Genomic DNA, 17,266 nt, shown 5'->3' with positions numbered 1-17,266 from the left:
CTCTCCAATAAAGATGAATTTCGTCAGCGTGGTTAAACGCTGTGAAACTCATCGGGGTATTGAAAAGAGCGATAAGCTCATTTTGAATCTGACGATTCATTTAAAACATCGTTACTATCCATTTGTTCAGTTTTCAAGGAACTTGTTCACCCTATCTTCTGTGACTTTTGCCAACCAGACAGGAATGCTATCATATCATGTCAACTTATCTTCTGTCAACATTATTTTTCATCAATCTTCAAAGCAATTCGACTTTCATCTGTTTGAAGCGACAAGAAGTAATATATCATGCTGAAGATCTTTTAGCAAGTACTTTATTCAATTTTTATCATATTCATTGATGTAAGCAGTATCCTTCATATTTATTTGATGGAAGTGATCCAAAAACTTTATAATAAGGTATCTTAAGTTAGAGGAAGTGCGCTGAGCTTTTATACCCAAATATGCCCTAACTCAGCATACAGCTTTGTTTCAGCTTTTCCCTTCATATCTATGTCTCTTTACTAAGCAACTGTCAATGCACATCTATTTCGTTTTAAGGTGTTGGCCTGCGAATTTCCCCAAATCCATAACGCGAGGTGAATACATATGAAGCAATGGTTAAAAACAATCCGCAAAGGTTATGGTAAAAAGCTGGTCTCCATTCATGCCTGGAATGCGTGGATTGTTGTTATTCTCGCCGTTTCCGGCCTCATGTTGATTGGAGGCTTCTGGCGTGAAACGCTGGGCATTGGTCGTGTATGGTTAAAATGGCTGCATATCGCTGTTGGTCTCGCTATGCTTGCCCCTGTAGTGTATTACTTATTTCTTGCCAGTAAACACTGGAAACAGCTTCGCAATAAGCCATGGCAAAAGGCAAATACACTCATCGTGCTGGCCCTTCTGATCGGCTGGTTACTTTCAGGTCTTGTTCTGTGGCAGTTCAAGCTCGCTGGGCCACGCTGGTCAAACGCTGCGCTTCTCATTCATGATCTGCTCACTTGGGTAGGTTTACCTTATATCATCTATCATTCCATCACACGCACGCGATGGTTAAAGGACCCTGCACGACGCACGATCCAGACTAACGAATCTTCAGCACACAGTCCAGGCGTACAACATACGGCCAATTCCTCCCCTGTAACGGATATGCCAGATATACGGAACACACCAGCAGCGATGTCTTCTGCACGTGCAGAGAGCGATAACAGCAGAACCTCCGCATCAAAGATGGAAAAGCCGCAGCCCGTGTACACCCGTCGCGCTTTTATCCGCTCTGCCGTTGGCGTAGGACTCGCGGTTACACTTGGGCCAACCTTCGTATCGTGGATCGGCAAAAATCTCAAGTTCGATAACAGCATAGACAGCATGCTGGAGAACGACCCCAATCAGATGATTCCGCTGCCGCAGCCATCATCCGCTTCTTCTCCCCCGATTGGTGGCGGAGCTGAAGGGCATTTTCGCGTATACACGGTCACCCCTATTCCTTCCTTCTCCAATGCCAACTGGTCATTTCGCATAGATGGACTGGTGGAGCATGCACAGATCTGGAATTGGGAGCAGTTCGTCAAGCTCTCACGTACTGTGCAGATCAGTGACTTTCACTGTGTAACGGGCTGGTCCGTGTATAAAAATACGTGGGAGGGTATCCCGCTAAAGTATTTTCTAGATAAAGCCGGAGTGAAACCCGGAGCGCACAGCGTCAAATTTTATTCTGGTGACGGCGTGTACACAGATGCCATCACGATGGATCAGGCACAGATGCATGATATTATGGTCGCTGTCATGCATGACGGCAAGCCTATTCCTGCCGACCTTGGCGGTCCGGTACGCCTGATCATTCCACAGATGTACGCCTACAAATCGGTCAAGTGGCTAAACCGCATCGAGATTATTGACAGCGAGCATATCGGCTATTGGGAAGAACGGGGATACGATAAGGATGCCTGGTTACCCGGGGCTTCTCAGCGTTATCCGGATACCAGTGGTTCATAGAACGTTGGATTGGAGAAGTGAGTTTCCCCCCACCATCGCTACACAAAAAAAAGAAGCCTCCAGCACCACGTCAAATCCGTGGTGCAGGGGGCTTCATTTCAGTCATTCCTTACGATTCATTATCTCCTATGCGGGAGCAAATGAGTTTCATTGCTTCATCTGTTACGAATTCAACAATCGTACCAGTTCATCCTCATCCTCGATGGTCGGAATGCCAAGATCATGAGCCTTCGTTAGTTTACTGCCTGCCTTCTCTCCGGCAATGACGAGGTCTGTCTTTTTGGATACACTGCCTGTAACCTTCGCACCAAGCGCTTCAAGTTTCTGTGTTGCCTCTTCACGCGTCAGCTGATGCAGCGTTCCTGTGAGTACGACCGTTTTGCCACTAAAGAAAGAATCCTCTGCCACAACTGCCGGCGCTTCCGGTGCCTGTGCTTTGACGCCCAGATTCAGCATCTTCTCAATTGCCGCTTGGGTGAACGGATCAGCGAAGAAATTAACAATACTCTCTGCTACAATCCCACCCACGTCTGGCAGCTCGACCAATTCCTCTGCGGTGGCGTTCATGATTGCATGCAAATCACGATAGTGATCGGCGAGCATACGTGTAGTCGATTTTCCTGTGTTCGGAATTCCCAAGGAATAGAGGAACGAAGCCAGGTCCCGGTCTTTACTCTGCTCGAGCGCAGCGAGAAGGTTATTTGCTTTCTTTTCGCCAAATCGCTCCAGCTTCACCAGATCATCAAACTGCAGTGTATACAGGTCAGCCGGCTCGCGCACGTTTAATTCATCATAAAGCTGAATGGCCGTTTTCTCACTAAACGTCTCGATATCCATCGCATCCCGCGAAGCAAAATGGGAAATACGAGCTACGGTCTGTGGTTTGCAGGCAAGCTTGTTGTTACAGAATAAATGCGCTCCGCGCTGCTCCAGAGGGAAGCCACATGCAGGACACTGCTCAGGGAAGATGATCTCTTCGCCGTCATTTTCTTCAGTCACTTTGCCGAGAATCTCGGGGATAACATCGTTGGAACGACGAATAAAGACGCGTGAACCGAGCGCATACTTCAGATTTTTACGTTCAATATCGCCCACATTGTTCAGCGTACAGTTTTGTACGGTCACTCCCGCAAGCTCGACAGGCTCTACTCGTGCCAGTGGAGTCACTTTGCCGGTTCGTCCAACATTCCACACCACCTCGTTCAGCACGGTTGTTGTCTCTTCCGCTTCGAACTTGTAGGCTACAGCCCAGCGAGGGAACTTGTCCGTATAACCCAACACTTCACGGGTCCGCATATCTGTCAGCTTGATTACGGCTCCATCAATCAGGTAATCCAGCTGTCCGCGGTTTTCCTGAATGGCTGCGAGCTGCTCCATCACATCATCAAACTCATGGAAGTAGGTAATGGATGGATTCACTTTGAAGCGGTTATGCCGCAGGAAATCCATCATTTCCTGATGTGTGGCGAACTGAATATTATCCGAATATCCAATGTTATAAAAATAGGCATTTAATCGACGCTCAGCCGTCGTTTTCGGATTCAGGTTGCGCAACGCACCTGCCGCTGCATTCCGTGCATTTTTGAGCGGCTCGGCAGCCGTTTCATTGTATCGATTCAGAACAGAGAGATTCATGATGCCCTCGCCCTGCACTTCAATGGTGCCGTCCGTATACGGAATTTTGAGCGGAACAGATTTGATCGTTTTGACCTGTGCCAAAATACCTTCGCCCACCGTCCCGTTACCGCGCGTAGAAGCCTGCACCAGTTCACCATTGGTGTATGTCAGGTTCAAGGTGAGTCCATCAAATTTCAACTCGATGACATAACCCGGGTCCGGCAGGGGATTCTCCGGGTTTTTGCTATTGTAATCATTGACCAGCTTCAGGACACGTGTATTCCAGCTGCGCAGCTGCTCAATGTTCTGTGCTTTGTCCAGACTCCACAATGGGGATAAATGACGATGCGGGGTGAATCCTTTCAGCAGTTCGCCCCCTACACGTTGTGTAGGAGAATCAGGCAGTACGATGCCGCTCTCCTGCTCCAGCGCAACCAGTTCATCATACAGCAGGTCATACTCCTTATCACTGATCTGCGGCTGATCCATTGTATAGTACTGATAATTATGCTGGTTCAGCTCGGTAACGAGTTGCTCCATCCGGTGCATCGGGTCCATATCGGGCCATCCCTCCGTAAATTTAATATATGTATATAAGTTGAACTATTTTTTTTACACATTAACGAAGAGGACAGAAAAAACCTGAAAAAGCAGAGCTAAAAGCTTTCTGAAAGAAAGCTACATCGAAAGCATAAGCTTCGCCTTTATCACCGGGTTTTTACCTTTGGATAGTGGAATCCAAAAAATCTGGGGATAACCGCTACCCTCCAGGTTATTCTGTCATCGAAGTGGGTTGTGTAAAATCTTTAGTTCAACTTATATTGAACGAACATGCCTACTGCTCAAACGAACATGGAAGTATCAATTTCCTGTCAGTTCGATAAGATACAGTAGGCCGTTTTATTCTTATTCCACTTTGGTAATCGGGGCGAATCCGGCGAGCAGACGTTTCACACCCACTGGAGCCGGGAAGGCGATCTGCAGCTCGGTGTCGTTACCGCTGCCTTTGACCGCTACGATGGTACCCGTTCCCCATTTGCCGTGCTGCACTTTGTCTCCTGCTTTGAAACCTGCCGCACTATCGGACGAGACAGATTTCGAAGCTGACGTTGGTGCTGAAGTTGCTGGACGCGAGGTGCTTGTTGTTACCCGTGACGTCGGTCCAGAGGATGCCATTGCAGATGACCCGCTGCGGCTTTGCTGCTCAAACAACTTGGTAGCACTTGCTGCCCTGCCACCGAAGTTGCTTCCGCCACTAGAGCCCAGGCCACGTCCACCATACGATCCACCACCTGTGCTGGAGCCACGGCGATACCGATCACGTGCGATAGACGTATCTTCCTTCAGCTCATCCGGAATTTCATCGAGAAAACGAGATGGCGGATTGGCCGTTGTACGTCCAAACAAGGTCCGCATCTGCGCACAGGACAGGAACAGCTGCTCTTCTGCACGTGTAATACCGACATAAGCCAGACGCCGCTCTTCCTCCAGCTCTTCGTTATCCATAAAGGCCCGGCTGTGCGGGAAAACCCCTTCCTCCATACCAATGATGAAGACAACCGGGAACTCCAGACCTTTCGCACTGTGCATGGTCATCAATGTGACCGCATCGCTCTGATCCTCTTCATCATCGTTCATGCTGTCGATGTCTGCAATGAGTGCCAGATCGGTGAGGAACGAAACGAGCGTTTTGTCTTCATTATTTTTCTCAAATTCCATCGTTACCGACAGAAACTCTTCAATATTCTCCAGCCTTGCACGAGATTCAATGGTATTTTCCTTCTGCATCTCGTCACGATACTGGCTCATCTCGAGAATCTTCTCCGTCAGCTCCGTCACCGAAAGGTATTCGACCATCTGGTGAAGCGCCGCGATCATATCATAGAATTCTACCAACGCATTACGTGTGCGACCCGCAAAACCAAGATCGTCCACCACCTGTAATACGCGGAAAATGGAAACTCCACGCTCTCCCGCTGCCGCTGCCAGCTTCGCTACTGTTGTATCCCCGATGCTGCGCTTCGGCACATTAATAATACGGGTTAAGCTGATATCATCATCCGGGTTGGACAACAGACGCAAGTAAGCGAGGATGTCCTTGATCTCTTTCCGATCATAGAACTTGATGCCGCCGACAATCTGATATGGAATGTCTGACTTGATCAGAATTTCCTCGATCACCCGGGACTGTGCATTCGTACGATATAAAATCGCGTGATGCTGATAGGATTTGCCGTTTTTCACATTTTTACTAATCTCCGAAGTGACAAAATACCCTTCATCATGCTCGGAATCCGCGCGGTATACTTTGATCTTCGAGCCGCCTTCTTTGTCCGTCCACAGCTTCTTCGGCTTGCGGCCCGTATTCAGGCCAATCACTTCATTCGCTGCATTCAGGATATTGGAAGTGGAACGATAATTTTGCTCCAGCATAATCGTCTGTGCTTCCGGGTAGTCTTTTTCAAAGTTAAGGATGTTGGAGATGTCCGCTCCACGCCAGCGATAGATCGACTGGTCACTATCCCCTACGACGCAGATGCGGTGATGGCTGTCAGCCAGCATGCGGCATAGCATGTACTGTGCACGGTTCGTATCCTGATACTCGTCGACATGAATGTACTGGAATTTCTTTTGGTAAAAATCAAGCACTTCCGGCACTTCCTTGAACAGTTGAATCGTCGCCATAATCAGGTCGTCAAAGTCGAGCGAGTTGTTGGCTCTTAACCGCTTCTGGTACATCGTATACACCTTCGCTACAATGCCTTCGAAATAGTCGCCAGCCTGCTTCTCGTATTGCTCAGGGCTAATCAGTTCGTTTTTGGCTGTGCTCATCATTGCCTGTACGGCTTTCGGTTCAAACTTCTTCGTATCAATATTCTGATCCTTCATACAGCTGCGAATGACGGATAGCTGGTCCGATGAGTCCAGAATGCTGAAGTTGGATGTAAAACCGATGCGTTCAATGTCTCGGCGCAGAATGCGCACACACATGGAGTGGAATGTGGATACCCAGATGTCACGGCCCTGTGAGCCGCCTACCAGCTGGGATACCCGATCCTGCATCTCCCGGGCCGCTTTGTTCGTAAACGTAATCGCCAAAATGCCCCACGGGGGTGCTTTCCGTGTTGCGATGAGATAGGCGATCCGGTGTGTCAGCACCCGGGTTTTGCCCGAGCCGGCACCGGCCATAATCAGCAATGGCCCATCGGTTGCCTCCACAGCTTGGCGTTGAGGCGTATTCAGCCGTGCGATGGCGTCATGTATATTTACAGGTTGCATGCATGCATGCTCCTTTCGTTGGTTAATCGTATGAGGGTGCGGGCGTTACACTTGCCACTTCGAGTACAGTAGCATCTTCCGGTCGCTGTTATTCCCGAATTTTTGAATATAGGATCTATACAATTTGAACTAAAGTGGGTTTACACCGACCACTCCGATGACAGAACAACCTTCCAATCGCTGTTATCCCCAGATTTTTTTCAATTCCATTTTGCAAGGGAAAAATCCGGTGATAAAGGCGACCGCTTCGCTTTTCCAGGTTTTTTCTGTCCTCTCCGTTCAAGTGTAAAGAATGGTTCAACTTATATAGTGGTAAAAATTCTGGATTAAAGGCGAAAACTTCGTTTTTTCAGATTCTTCTGCACTCTCCGTTCGCGTGTAAACATAGTCACCTTATACTTAGAGTTAGGTAAGAATAACAAGAAAACTGTAGTAGCTTTTCAGTTTTATAACGAAACTTCGTTGTTCGCATTACTTTTGAGCTCTGCGATTGTGTATAAACCATAAATTGTAACTCCAATTGTGGTAAAAGGTTTAAAATCCCGAGTGCGATATTACCTCGTTATAAAGGGCAAAGTTCTATTTTAACAGATTCAAAGAGGAATGTGGGGGTTTGGTAAACTAAACCGTTCAGGCGCTGCCTTTCACGGCTTGTACCGTCTCCAATGCCTGACTTAAATTGCTGTACACGATATTACCAACAACAACTGTATCGGCAGCTTGAGCCGCTTGTCCTGCTTTCTCGGCTGTATCAATTCCACCGCCATAAATGAGGTGTGCACGCTCCAGCTGTCTATGTGTCTCGCTGACCAGCTCCATATCACCAAATGTTCCGCTGTACTCCATATATATAATGGGCAGATTCAGCAGCCGTTCTCCAGCCTGAGCATAGGCCGCCGCAGCCTCTGTAGTCAGCTCCGTATCTGCTCCGGTTAACCTCGCCACCGTAGAGTCCGCATGAAGCACAATGTACCCTTCAGTAATCAGCAAATCCCACGGGATCAAATAGCCGTAACGTTCAATAGCCTGCTGGTGCTGTCCAATGATCCACTGGCTGTCCGTTGTGTTGAGCACCATCGGAATCAAATACCCGTCAAACCCGGGCACAACCGCCTCCAGATCGGATACTTCCAGCATACAGGGCAGCTCGTAACGGCGAACCCGGGACATCAAATCGACGGTGTTGTCATAGGTGATTCCTGATGAGCCGCCGATGATAATCGCATCGGTCCCTGACATGCATACCTGATCGAGTGCATCGTCCGTAATTTCCCGGTCCGGGTCGAGCTTAAATACGTGTCTCCACTGCTTAATCATGTCTATCAACGAACATTCCTCCAGAGGTTCTTCTGCATCCTTAAAAGCTTGTAAACTAAGTCTAAGTCAGCAGGCAGCAGGTGTCAATGTTCGTATAAAAAGGCGAACAGAAAAACACAGACTTTTCTCTTTTTTTAACCTGACGGATTGTCAAGCCAAGTGCGACAGTTCCTCTGAAAAGGATTCGTGAGCGGTTCTCCACCCCAAGCATTTTCGTGGTCTGTGATTGATCAAGTCCAGAGCGTTTTCTAGAGCCTCATCCGTGATTTGAGCGAAATCCGTTCCCTTGGGGAAAAACTCTCGCAGGAGCCCATTGGCATTTTCATTTGAGCCGCGTTGCCAGGAGGAATAGGGGTCTGCAAAATACACCTGCACGCCATGAACGGCTTCCAGACTGGGGTAACAGGCAAATTCCTTGCCACGGTCTGCAGTAGCGGTTTGAAACGCACGGACAGGGTACTGCGAAGCCGCTACCCCAAAGGCAATCTCCATGGACAATGCGGTACGATCCGGCATACGAATCGCAGTGTACAAGCGAGTTTTTCGCTCAATGAACGTGGCTACGCATCCCTTGCTTTTTCCGCGACCTGAGACCACCGTATCGAGTTCCCAATGACCAAAGGTTTCTCGGTGACGAACCTCTTTCGGCCGCTGAGAAATAGGCTTGCCCACGGCAAACCTGCCGCGTGTCTCTGCGGGCTTCTGCCGCTTCCCTTTGTGCCTGAGGACGGCAAGCACACCTTTCACCAGACGGCCAGTATACAGCCAACGATAGATCGTTTTAAAACATACCATCGCATGACCCTCCTGCCGCAATCGCTCTACGATCTGCTCCGGAGACCAGGTCGCCTGAAGCTTTTCTTCGATGCGATTCGCCAGATCCAGATTCCGCTTGCCTTCAGAAACGGATGCCTTACGCCGATAGATATAGCCCTCTTGAGAAGCCTTTGCGCAGTACGGGTGTTCTGCTGCATTTCGGCGGAGTTCCCGGCCAATCGTGGAAGGATGTCTGGGCAATCACTCGGGTACTTTTCCCCTGCTGGTGGAGGATTTCTAGCTTGCTGCGTTCGATTATGCTAAGATGTGTGTAGCTCATGGTGGATTCTCCTTGTGTGAATGGTTGTGTGAGAACTTTCATTCTACACGAATCCGGCCATGGGCCATTTTTTATTTATTTCCAGTAGGTGTCGCACTTCATATTACAATCCGTCACCTAAAAAAAAGTCTGTGTCCTAAATATTAAGCTTTTCTATTTTCTTTACCTCTGTTCAACTTTTCTTTATCTCTGCCCTACTGTGTTTAAGGTTTCCAGGCAAACCTGTTGTTCAACTCTTCCATTTCCTGCTCGGTGAGTACATCTGAGTATACCCCGTACACTCCCCATTTCTCATAATTCGCCACCTGTTTGGTATCGTTGATCGTATGCACGTAGGTGACGGCTCCCGCCTTCTTCAGACGGGCCACGAAGTTCTGATTCACTTTATACTCGGGCATCGTTACGGCATCAATATCATTGTTTTGCACAAACTTCACGACCTGATCCTCTGTATCCTGTGTGGCATACAGCGTGTAGATGATGGAAGGGAATGGATAGACCTGCTTGACCTTCTCAAGCATCGGTTCATTATAAATCTGCACCACGACTCGGCTTAAAGCAGACGGATCATGTTTCTTCGCTGCATCGACCAGCGATTGAAGCACCTGCTGTATATCTTCGTCCTTTTGCTCCTTGGTGTCGGTGACGATATACATGTCGGGGTACTTGGACAACACATTCATAATGCCATCCGCATCCATAGGCTGGTACATGCCCAGAATGGGTGTGTTCATAAACTCATCATGGGTAAGCGCTCCGGCCTGCTTCTGTTCAGGCAGCTCTTCATCCTGTCCCAGCATTTTGCTCTATTGGCGGTCCACTCATGCCTGGCTACAGCCACACGATTAGAGGTCAGCATGAAATCAATCTCGAATACTCTCGTGCCTTTCTCGTAATTGGCAATCATCGCTTCATACGCATTGGTATACGGCTGTTCCCGAATGCTTCCCATCGCATGGGCAATCAAACGATAGTTGGCAAAACCGTCGCGTCCTTCCTCACTCTGGCTGTCATGCGCCAGGAATAACGTTCCTACTGTAACGAGCAGCAGTGTCAAAACAGCAGCGATACGTTTCATATGATGGTCACATCCTTATGTGTCACATTGCATTCTCATTTTGGTAACTAACTACCCGATTATGATCAGAACAAAACAAAACAAAAAACCGCCTTGAGGCGGTTATTGCAGGTTGCGACATATAGGTGAGAAAATCCAATCAATATGCATTCTTCAATCCATTGCGAATGGTTTCCCATATAATTTTAATATCAAATAATAAGGACCAGTTTTCAATATAAAAAATATCCTGTTCAATTCGATCTTCAATGGAGGTATCTCCACGTAGCCCTTTACTCTGAGCTAACCCCGTAATACCTGGACGAACGTGATGTTTAATCATATACTTCGGTATTTCATCCCGAAACTGATTGACATAGTATGGTCGTTCCGGCCTTGGCCCAACTACACTCATATGGCCTAACAACACATTGAAAAATTGAGGCAGCTCATCCAGACTCGTTCGTCTAATAAACGTTCCAAATGCGGTCCGACGCGGGTCATTCTGAGTTGACCATCCTGTGTCTTCCACACCCTCAGGCATCACTTTCATGGAACGGAACTTATACATCATAAAATTACGTCTGTTAAGTCCAACACGCTCCTGTTTGAAAATAATCGGCCCTGCCGAAGTTAAACGCACCCCCATCGCTACAATGAGCATAATTGGAGATGTGAAGATGATCGCTGCGAGTGAAAACACAATATCAAAAGCTCGTTTCATGAGACGATTCACGGCAATGTCCAGTGGAATGTCGCGTACGTTAATCATCGGCATACCTGCAAAATTATCAAAGTGAGGCCGTGCTGGCAAATAATCGAAGAAATCTGGAATAATCAGTGTGCGTACTCCTGACTTTTCACACACATTGATAATATGCGAGTATTTATCATGTGCATCCAGCGGCAAAGCCAGAATCACCTCATCTACAAAATGCGTAGACAGAAATTCTTCCAGTTCATCAATACGTCCCAGAATAGGACTGTATCTCTTTTGTTCCAACTGGTCCCAATGACGGTAATCATCTAAAAACCCCATGACTTCATATCCCAGCTCGGGATAACTTTTAAGGTTGTCATAGAAACGCTTGCCAAGTGAACCTGCTCCAAGAATCAGCACAAACTGACGGTTGAAGCCTTTTTTGCGCATTCTTTTTAATTGCAACTTCACTACATAACGATAGATTAATGTAAAGGAAACATTGCCAATCATATACATAGCGAGATATGCACGCGAGATATTGACTTCTTTGAAAAAGAACATCAAGCTGAGCAGCATGAAAAAGGCGACGCCGTGGGATTGCACAATTTTCCAAAGTTCATCGACAAAGCGCTTTTTGCGTTTAGGTACATAAAGTGACGATAACAAACCTGCCAATATAGCAAGCAGTGCGTACACCAAGCTCCACATCATATATTTTTCAATCGGCAGCGGGTTCTGATTCGTCAAAAGATCACTTTCAAATTTCAACCACCATGCCAGCAAAAATGAAAGCTGAATAACGCCAAAATCTGCCGCGATATACAATTGAGTTAAAAACCGTTGATTACGCCGAATCATGATTTCACCTCGGAAGATACTTCATTTTCTGCTCTCGTCGACGTTGTGGTTCTCTTCGAACGAGAAGGCATAGATAACCAGCTACGCAGGAGGGATAACATGAATTTTAACGAGATGCCCATCCACACAGCTGCATTTATCAATGGATTATATTTCTTTGCGTAGTGTTTGCGGTGGAACACCCACATGGCTCTATGAAACTCATACGTAATTTTCAAAGGTTTGCGCCGGGCACTGCCGCCCTTATAATGCACAATATATGTACGCGGATAATAATAAATGCCCCATCCTGCCTCTTTGATGCGATAACACCAGTCGATATCTTCACCATACATAAAAAACGTTTCGTCCAATCCGCCAATCTGCTCAATAGTCTCCCGACGCACCAACATAAATGCACCAACCAGACAATCTACGGGATATTCATCATCCGGACTAAGATGTCCCAACTGGTATTGATTAAACTTTGGACGTTCCGGGAACATACGTGAGATACCAAATGCATAATAGAATGATGCAGATGGTGTTGGGAATCCTCTTTTACAGGCTTTATCCAGTGAACCATCAGGAAGAATAACTTTACAGCCAGAAGCCCCCATCTCGGGATGGCGATCCATAAAATATACCATGGTATGCAGCGTATCTGGCTGGATAACGGTATCCGAATTGAGGAGCAGGATGTAACGTCCGTTAGCAATATCCATTCCTTGATTGTTGGCTACGGCAAAGCCGGTATTGTTAGAGTTAGCGATCATACGAACGTCAGGGTACATATTTTGAATAGCTTGAACTGAATCGTCTCTTGATGCGTTATCTACGACAATAATCTCGTACTGGTAGGAAGTCTCGGAAGCGTAAACTGATGCCAAGCAATCCAGAGTGAGTTGGCGTGTATTGTAGTTAACGATTATAATGCTAACATCAACCTCACCATTCTTATTTATATATGATACTTCGCTTAATGAAGCATCCGTTGTATGAATCATTTTAAAAACTCCTGACTTCGTCTCTTGTTTAACTATTGAAAGTATAGCATATGTTGGCATCAGAAGGGACTAAAAGTAGATTCAAGCTGCACTTTCATACCTTCTTTAACACATATATGAGTTTAAGAACAAGATTATCCAACGAGGCTTGACGGTAGAAAGGCATGTTTAGGGCATACTTAATTCGCTTGATAAAGCTATCTTCTAATCCATCCAAAAAATGTTTAATGTCTTGTGATTGAGTTGAAGTTAGATACTCTCCATACATGTCATTAAATAACCTTGCTTGCTCACTTAATTTCAGTCTTCCTGCTTTTCTAAGTCGATCAAATCTTCTTTTCCATTTTGTACTCCATCCTTCATTGCTGCCTCCCATTACGTTCTCCTGATGCTGCCGATACAGAATGGTAGGCTCTTCATCAAAGATAACCTCTCCAAAAGTACTAACGTAAAGGTAAATCCAACGATCATGCATAAGGATACTTGTCAGATCAGAGGGCAAATTAGACCTGATCTGCTCGAATGTGACCGGGTTCAGGACCATAGTGCAGCCTACACAGCAATTTTCAACCATAGCGTTATACATGCTGAGTGGTTTCGGGGGACGCTGAGGCCATATATTCAAAAGGTTCAACTCCTGATCTACCATTTGGGTAGACGAACAATACATCAGCGGAATATCAGACGGCCTTGATTGAAGCTTTTCCACAGCCCTGCTGAGTTTGTCGGGTTGCCACACATCGTCCTGATCACAAAAGGCGTAATAGTCATATTTAGGCTGCGTTAAACGCATCAGTTCAAAAAAACTCCCTATCGCTCCTAAATTCTCACCTTCAAAAAGGTAAATTTTGATCTGATCGAAAACAGATTCAGCATATTTGCGAACCATCTGGACAGTTTTATCGGAAGAACCGTCATCCCTGATGTAAATATCCATCTCGACATGGCGCTGAGCGAGCAAACTTTCAAGTTGTTCCTCAATATATTTTGCACCGTTATATGTAGATAACATGACACATACTTTAGATTGGCTCACATTTCACCTCAAAAATTAAACTTTTCTTTTTATTATATACGAAAACTCCCGCCCGGAAATACAAGAGCGAGAGTTCATTATTGTATACTAGATTTGTTTTGGTTCTGACATAGAACGGATAAAATCACGCAAACCTTCCCGCCAAGGGCGGAGATCCGTTAAATCGTTAGTTCGAATGGACAGGTGATCTATCACTGAATTAACCGGTCTGGGAGCCGGTCTCTGAAACTGCTCCGTTGTGCAAGGCTCCAATTCAGCTTGAATGGAAATTCCCCCAGTCGTTCGAGCCTCGTCAAATATAGCTTGGGTAAACTCGTACCAGGTACAATCTCCACGATTAGAAGCATGATAAATCCCATACATTTCTGTACCCATTAGTTCGATAAGGAATGTGGCCAAGTCCACGGTATATGTGGGCGACCCTTTTTGATCATCAACAACCTGAAGTTTTGGTTTCTCCTGACCCAGCTTCAAGATTGTTTTGACGAAATTATTACCGTGAAGGCCATACACCCATGATGTTCGTACAACAAACCATTTGGAGCACAATGATTGTACCAGCAACTCTCCAGCTCGCTTGGATTTGCCATACACGCTTTGAGGATTTGTATCATCGTATTCCTGATAAGAAGTAGTCGACTGACCATCGAAGACATAGTCTGTACTGATGTAAATCAGCTTGGCTCCGACTTTCTCTGCAGCTACAGCAACGTTACGTGTACCTACTGCATTCACCTTATATGCACCATCCATATCGGTCTCTGCTGCATCCACAGCAGTATAGGCTGCACAATGTATAATGATCTCTGGGTGATATGATGATATAACCTCGTTACATTGGGCTTGATTGGTTATATCCATCTGGTCCCGATCACATGCAAGAACATCATGCCCTTCTTTTGCTAAAAGAAGCACAACATCCCTTCCAAGCTGACCACTGGCACCAGTTACGAGAACCTTCATGCCCTATCGTCCCCTAAACGGGCCCCATACTGTTTCTCATAATACTCCTGATAAGCGCCCGATTGAATACGTGTCCACCATTCCTTGTTATCCAGATACCACTGGATCGTTTCCTTGATTCCTGTCTCAAAGTTATGCTTAGGCTTCCAGCCAAGTTCAGTCATCGTTTTGGTTGGATCAATACCATAACGCCGGTCATGCCCCAGGCGATCCTGTACATATTGGATTAGAGATTCAGGTTTTCCTAGCTGCTCCAAGATGGTCTTCACAATGTGTATATTCGTCCGTTCGTTGTTACCGCCAATATTATAGACTTCACCATTACGTCCTTTATGAATAACAAGATCAATCGCACTGCAATGATCCTCTACATAAAGCCAATCCCGAATGTTTAGCCCATCTCCGTACACAGGCAACGCTTCATCATTCAACGCACGTGAGATCATGAGGGGAATCAATTTCTCAGGGAACTGAAGCGGACCATAGTTGTTAGAGCAACGCGTAATATTTACAGGCAGACCAAAGGTTTCGTGGTAAGCACGTACCAGCAAGTCTCCTCCTGCTTTAGAGGCAGAGTAAGGACTGTTAGGTTGAAGCGGCGTCTCTTCCGTGAACAAACCTGTTGGACCTAAGGAACCGTACACCTCGTCCGTTGATACTTGCACGAACTTCGTAATATTGTGTTTTTTAGCGGCTTCAAGAAGCACCTGGGTTCCATTCACATTTGTACGCACGAAAACATCCGGTTCCATGATGCTACGATCCACATGCGATTCTGCTGCAAAATTAACAACAACGTCCACGCCTTGACCAATCAAACGATCCATCTCGGCAGCATCCGTAATATCTGCTTTGATAAACGTATGCCGCTTGTTACCTTCAAGAGATTTTAAATTCTCCAGATTGCCAGCATAGGTAAGGGCATCTACATTGACGATCTCATAGTCTGGATACTGCTCAAGCATATACATAACAAAATTACTTCCAATAAATCCGGCCCCGCCGGTAACGAGCAATTTCATGGATGAAAACCTCCTAATTACTTCACTTCGAAATTAAAATTGATCTCTGCGTCCTTCAGCAATGGGTGTCTCTGATCCTTGTCAGACAAGACCGGATTGGACGTAGGCCAATCAATTCCAAGTGCCGGGTCACTCCATAATATGCCACGATCATGCTCCGGGGAATAGTATTCGTCTACTTTGTACAAGACTTGGGTGTTAGGAACCAACGTACAGAAGCCGTGAGCGAACCCTTTCGGGATCAGCAGCTGACGATGATTATGCTCGCTGAGAATAAAGCCTTGCCATTGACCAAACGTTGGAGAACCTTTTCGAATATCCACAATGACATCATAGATCGCACCGGAAATGACACGGATTAACTTGGTTTGAGCTTTAGGATTCAACTGATAATGCAACCCCCGAAGTACTCCTGGCTGGGCAGACAAGGATTGGTTATCTTGAATGAATTGATAATGGAGCCCATGCCGCTTCATGAGTTGGTCATTGTAGCTTTCCATGAAAAAACCTCGGTGATCACCGTGAACTACGGGTTCAATTAAAAAAGCACCTATTAAATTGGAAGGAGTGATTTTCAAATTGGTTCGCCATCCCTTCTTCTCTATATCTCTATACCTTCAATTTTCCAAATTCATCACCAAAAACAAGATCATGTGCTAATTCATTGGCCCGAGCCAATGATTCATGAGTACCTGCATCTGTCCACCAGCCCTGAATTATATCAAAAGTAAGCTGCCCTCTTGAAATATATGCATTATTAACATCTGTTATTTCAAGTTCTCCTCGTAAAGATGGACTAAGTGTTTTAATAATATCAAACACCTGACTATCAAACATATATATTCCAGTAACCGCATAATTGCTTTTGGGTTGCTTCGGTTTCTCTTCAATTGACACAATACGTGTATCTACAATTTCAGGAACCCCGAAACGTTGCGGATCAGAAACTTCTTGAATCAGTATTTTAGCCCCACTATTTTGAACTCGAAAATTTTCAACGAAAGGACTAATATTATCAGAAAATACGTTGTCTCCTAGAATGACCAACATTTGATCATTACCTACAAAATGCTCAGCAAGATCAAGTGCTTGAGCAATTCCACCTGCTTCGTCTTGTACCTTATATGTGAAATTAACACCCATATCTCTTCCACTACCGAGTAAATTAACCACATCTCCCATATGCTCTTTTCCAGTAACTACGAGGATATCATTAATTTTTGCCTCTTTAAGTTTATAAACTGAATGAAAGATCATTGGGTATTTTCCTACAGGTAGAAGATGCTTATTTGTGACTTTAGTCAACGGATAGAGACGTGATCCGGTACCCCCAGCAAGAATTATTCCTTTCATACCGA

Annotated in this window: 13 protein-coding genes and 1 pseudogene; 1 reads left to right on the top strand and 13 read right to left on the bottom strand. The window is 45.9% G+C overall.

The genetic code is table 11. The features are described from left to right. Positions 1 to 588 precede the first annotated feature (588 nt). On the top strand, positions 589 to 1,974 hold the full coding sequence (locus HNR77_RS28515) for a molybdopterin-dependent oxidoreductase (RefSeq protein WP_184191271.1): 1,386 nt from the start codon (positions 589 to 591) through the stop codon (positions 1,972 to 1,974). Between the two features lie 162 nt (positions 1,975 to 2,136). Here HNR77_RS28515 and ligA read toward each other — a convergent pair whose 3' ends face one another. The 13 genes and pseudogenes from ligA to HNR77_RS28455 all read right to left on the bottom strand — a co-directional run bounded on the left by ligA (position 2,137) and on the right by HNR77_RS28455 (position 17,261). Next, positions 2,137 to 4,149, bottom strand: coding sequence for an NAD-dependent DNA ligase LigA (gene ligA / locus HNR77_RS28510; protein ID WP_184191269.1), 2,013 nt, complete (start codon positions 4,147 to 4,149; stop codon positions 2,137 to 2,139). A 348-nt stretch (positions 4,150 to 4,497) separates the two neighbouring features. Beyond that, positions 4,498 to 6,870, bottom strand: a complete 2,373-nt coding sequence (gene pcrA / locus HNR77_RS28505) for a DNA helicase PcrA (RefSeq protein WP_184191267.1) — start codon at positions 6,868 to 6,870, stop codon at positions 4,498 to 4,500. Between the two features lie 630 nt (positions 6,871 to 7,500). Next, the gene (gene pcrB / locus HNR77_RS28500; protein WP_184191265.1) at positions 7,501 to 8,196 is read right to left on the bottom strand and encodes a heptaprenylglyceryl phosphate synthase; all 696 of its coding nucleotides are present in this window, start codon (positions 8,194 to 8,196) and stop codon (positions 7,501 to 7,503) included. A gap of 141 nt (positions 8,197 to 8,337) precedes the next feature. Further along, positions 8,338 to 9,283: pseudogene (locus HNR77_RS28495) on the bottom strand (IS30 family transposase). Between the two features lie 203 nt (positions 9,284 to 9,486). Next, a complete protein-coding gene (locus tag HNR77_RS28490; protein WP_260410977.1) occupies positions 9,487 to 10,083 on the bottom strand; it encodes a glycerophosphodiester phosphodiesterase family protein in 597 nt (198 codons plus the stop codon). After that, complete coding sequence (locus HNR77_RS30495) at positions 10,014 to 10,361, bottom strand: PI-PLC domain-containing protein (protein ID WP_260410976.1); 348 nt, start codon at positions 10,359 to 10,361, stop codon at positions 10,014 to 10,016. The genes HNR77_RS28490 and HNR77_RS30495 overlap by 70 nt, the downstream gene beginning before the upstream one ends. Positions 10,362 to 10,500: 139 nt before the next feature. Then, on the bottom strand, positions 10,501 to 11,901 hold the full coding sequence (locus tag HNR77_RS28485; protein WP_184191263.1) for an undecaprenyl-phosphate glucose phosphotransferase: 1,401 nt from the start codon (positions 11,899 to 11,901) through the stop codon (positions 10,501 to 10,503). Continuing rightward, positions 11,898 to 12,887: a glycosyltransferase family 2 protein gene (locus HNR77_RS28480; protein ID WP_184191261.1), complete on the bottom strand. Its 990-nt coding sequence runs from the start codon at positions 12,885 to 12,887 to the stop codon at positions 11,898 to 11,900. Before HNR77_RS28480 ends, HNR77_RS28485 begins: the two co-directional genes overlap by 4 nt. Before the next feature lie 94 nt (positions 12,888 to 12,981). After that, the gene (locus HNR77_RS28475) at positions 12,982 to 13,899 is read right to left on the bottom strand and encodes a glycosyltransferase family 2 protein (RefSeq protein WP_184191259.1); all 918 of its coding nucleotides are present in this window, start codon (positions 13,897 to 13,899) and stop codon (positions 12,982 to 12,984) included. Between the two features lie 111 nt (positions 13,900 to 14,010). After that, on the bottom strand, positions 14,011 to 14,886 hold the full coding sequence (gene rfbD / locus HNR77_RS28470; protein WP_184191257.1) for a dTDP-4-dehydrorhamnose reductase: 876 nt from the start codon (positions 14,884 to 14,886) through the stop codon (positions 14,011 to 14,013). Continuing rightward, entirely contained in the window at positions 14,883 to 15,908 is a 1,026-nt protein-coding gene (rfbB, locus tag HNR77_RS28465; RefSeq protein ID WP_184191255.1) for a dTDP-glucose 4,6-dehydratase, read from the bottom strand. Before rfbB ends, rfbD begins: the two co-directional genes overlap by 4 nt. A gap of 17 nt (positions 15,909 to 15,925) precedes the next feature. Continuing rightward, on the bottom strand, positions 15,926 to 16,486 hold the full coding sequence (rfbC, locus tag HNR77_RS28460) for a dTDP-4-dehydrorhamnose 3,5-epimerase (protein WP_184191253.1): 561 nt from the start codon (positions 16,484 to 16,486) through the stop codon (positions 15,926 to 15,928). 31 nt (positions 16,487 to 16,517) lie between these two features. Continuing rightward, the gene (locus tag HNR77_RS28455; RefSeq protein WP_184191251.1) at positions 16,518 to 17,261 is read right to left on the bottom strand and encodes a sugar phosphate nucleotidyltransferase; all 744 of its coding nucleotides are present in this window, start codon (positions 17,259 to 17,261) and stop codon (positions 16,518 to 16,520) included. Between the last annotated feature and the right edge of the window lie 5 nt (positions 17,262 to 17,266).

The organism is Paenibacillus sp. JGP012, assembly GCF_014203995.1.
GTDB lineage: Bacteria > Bacillota > Bacilli > Paenibacillales > Paenibacillaceae > Paenibacillus > Paenibacillus silvae.
This window is presented reverse-complemented; position numbering and strand designations above follow the sequence as displayed.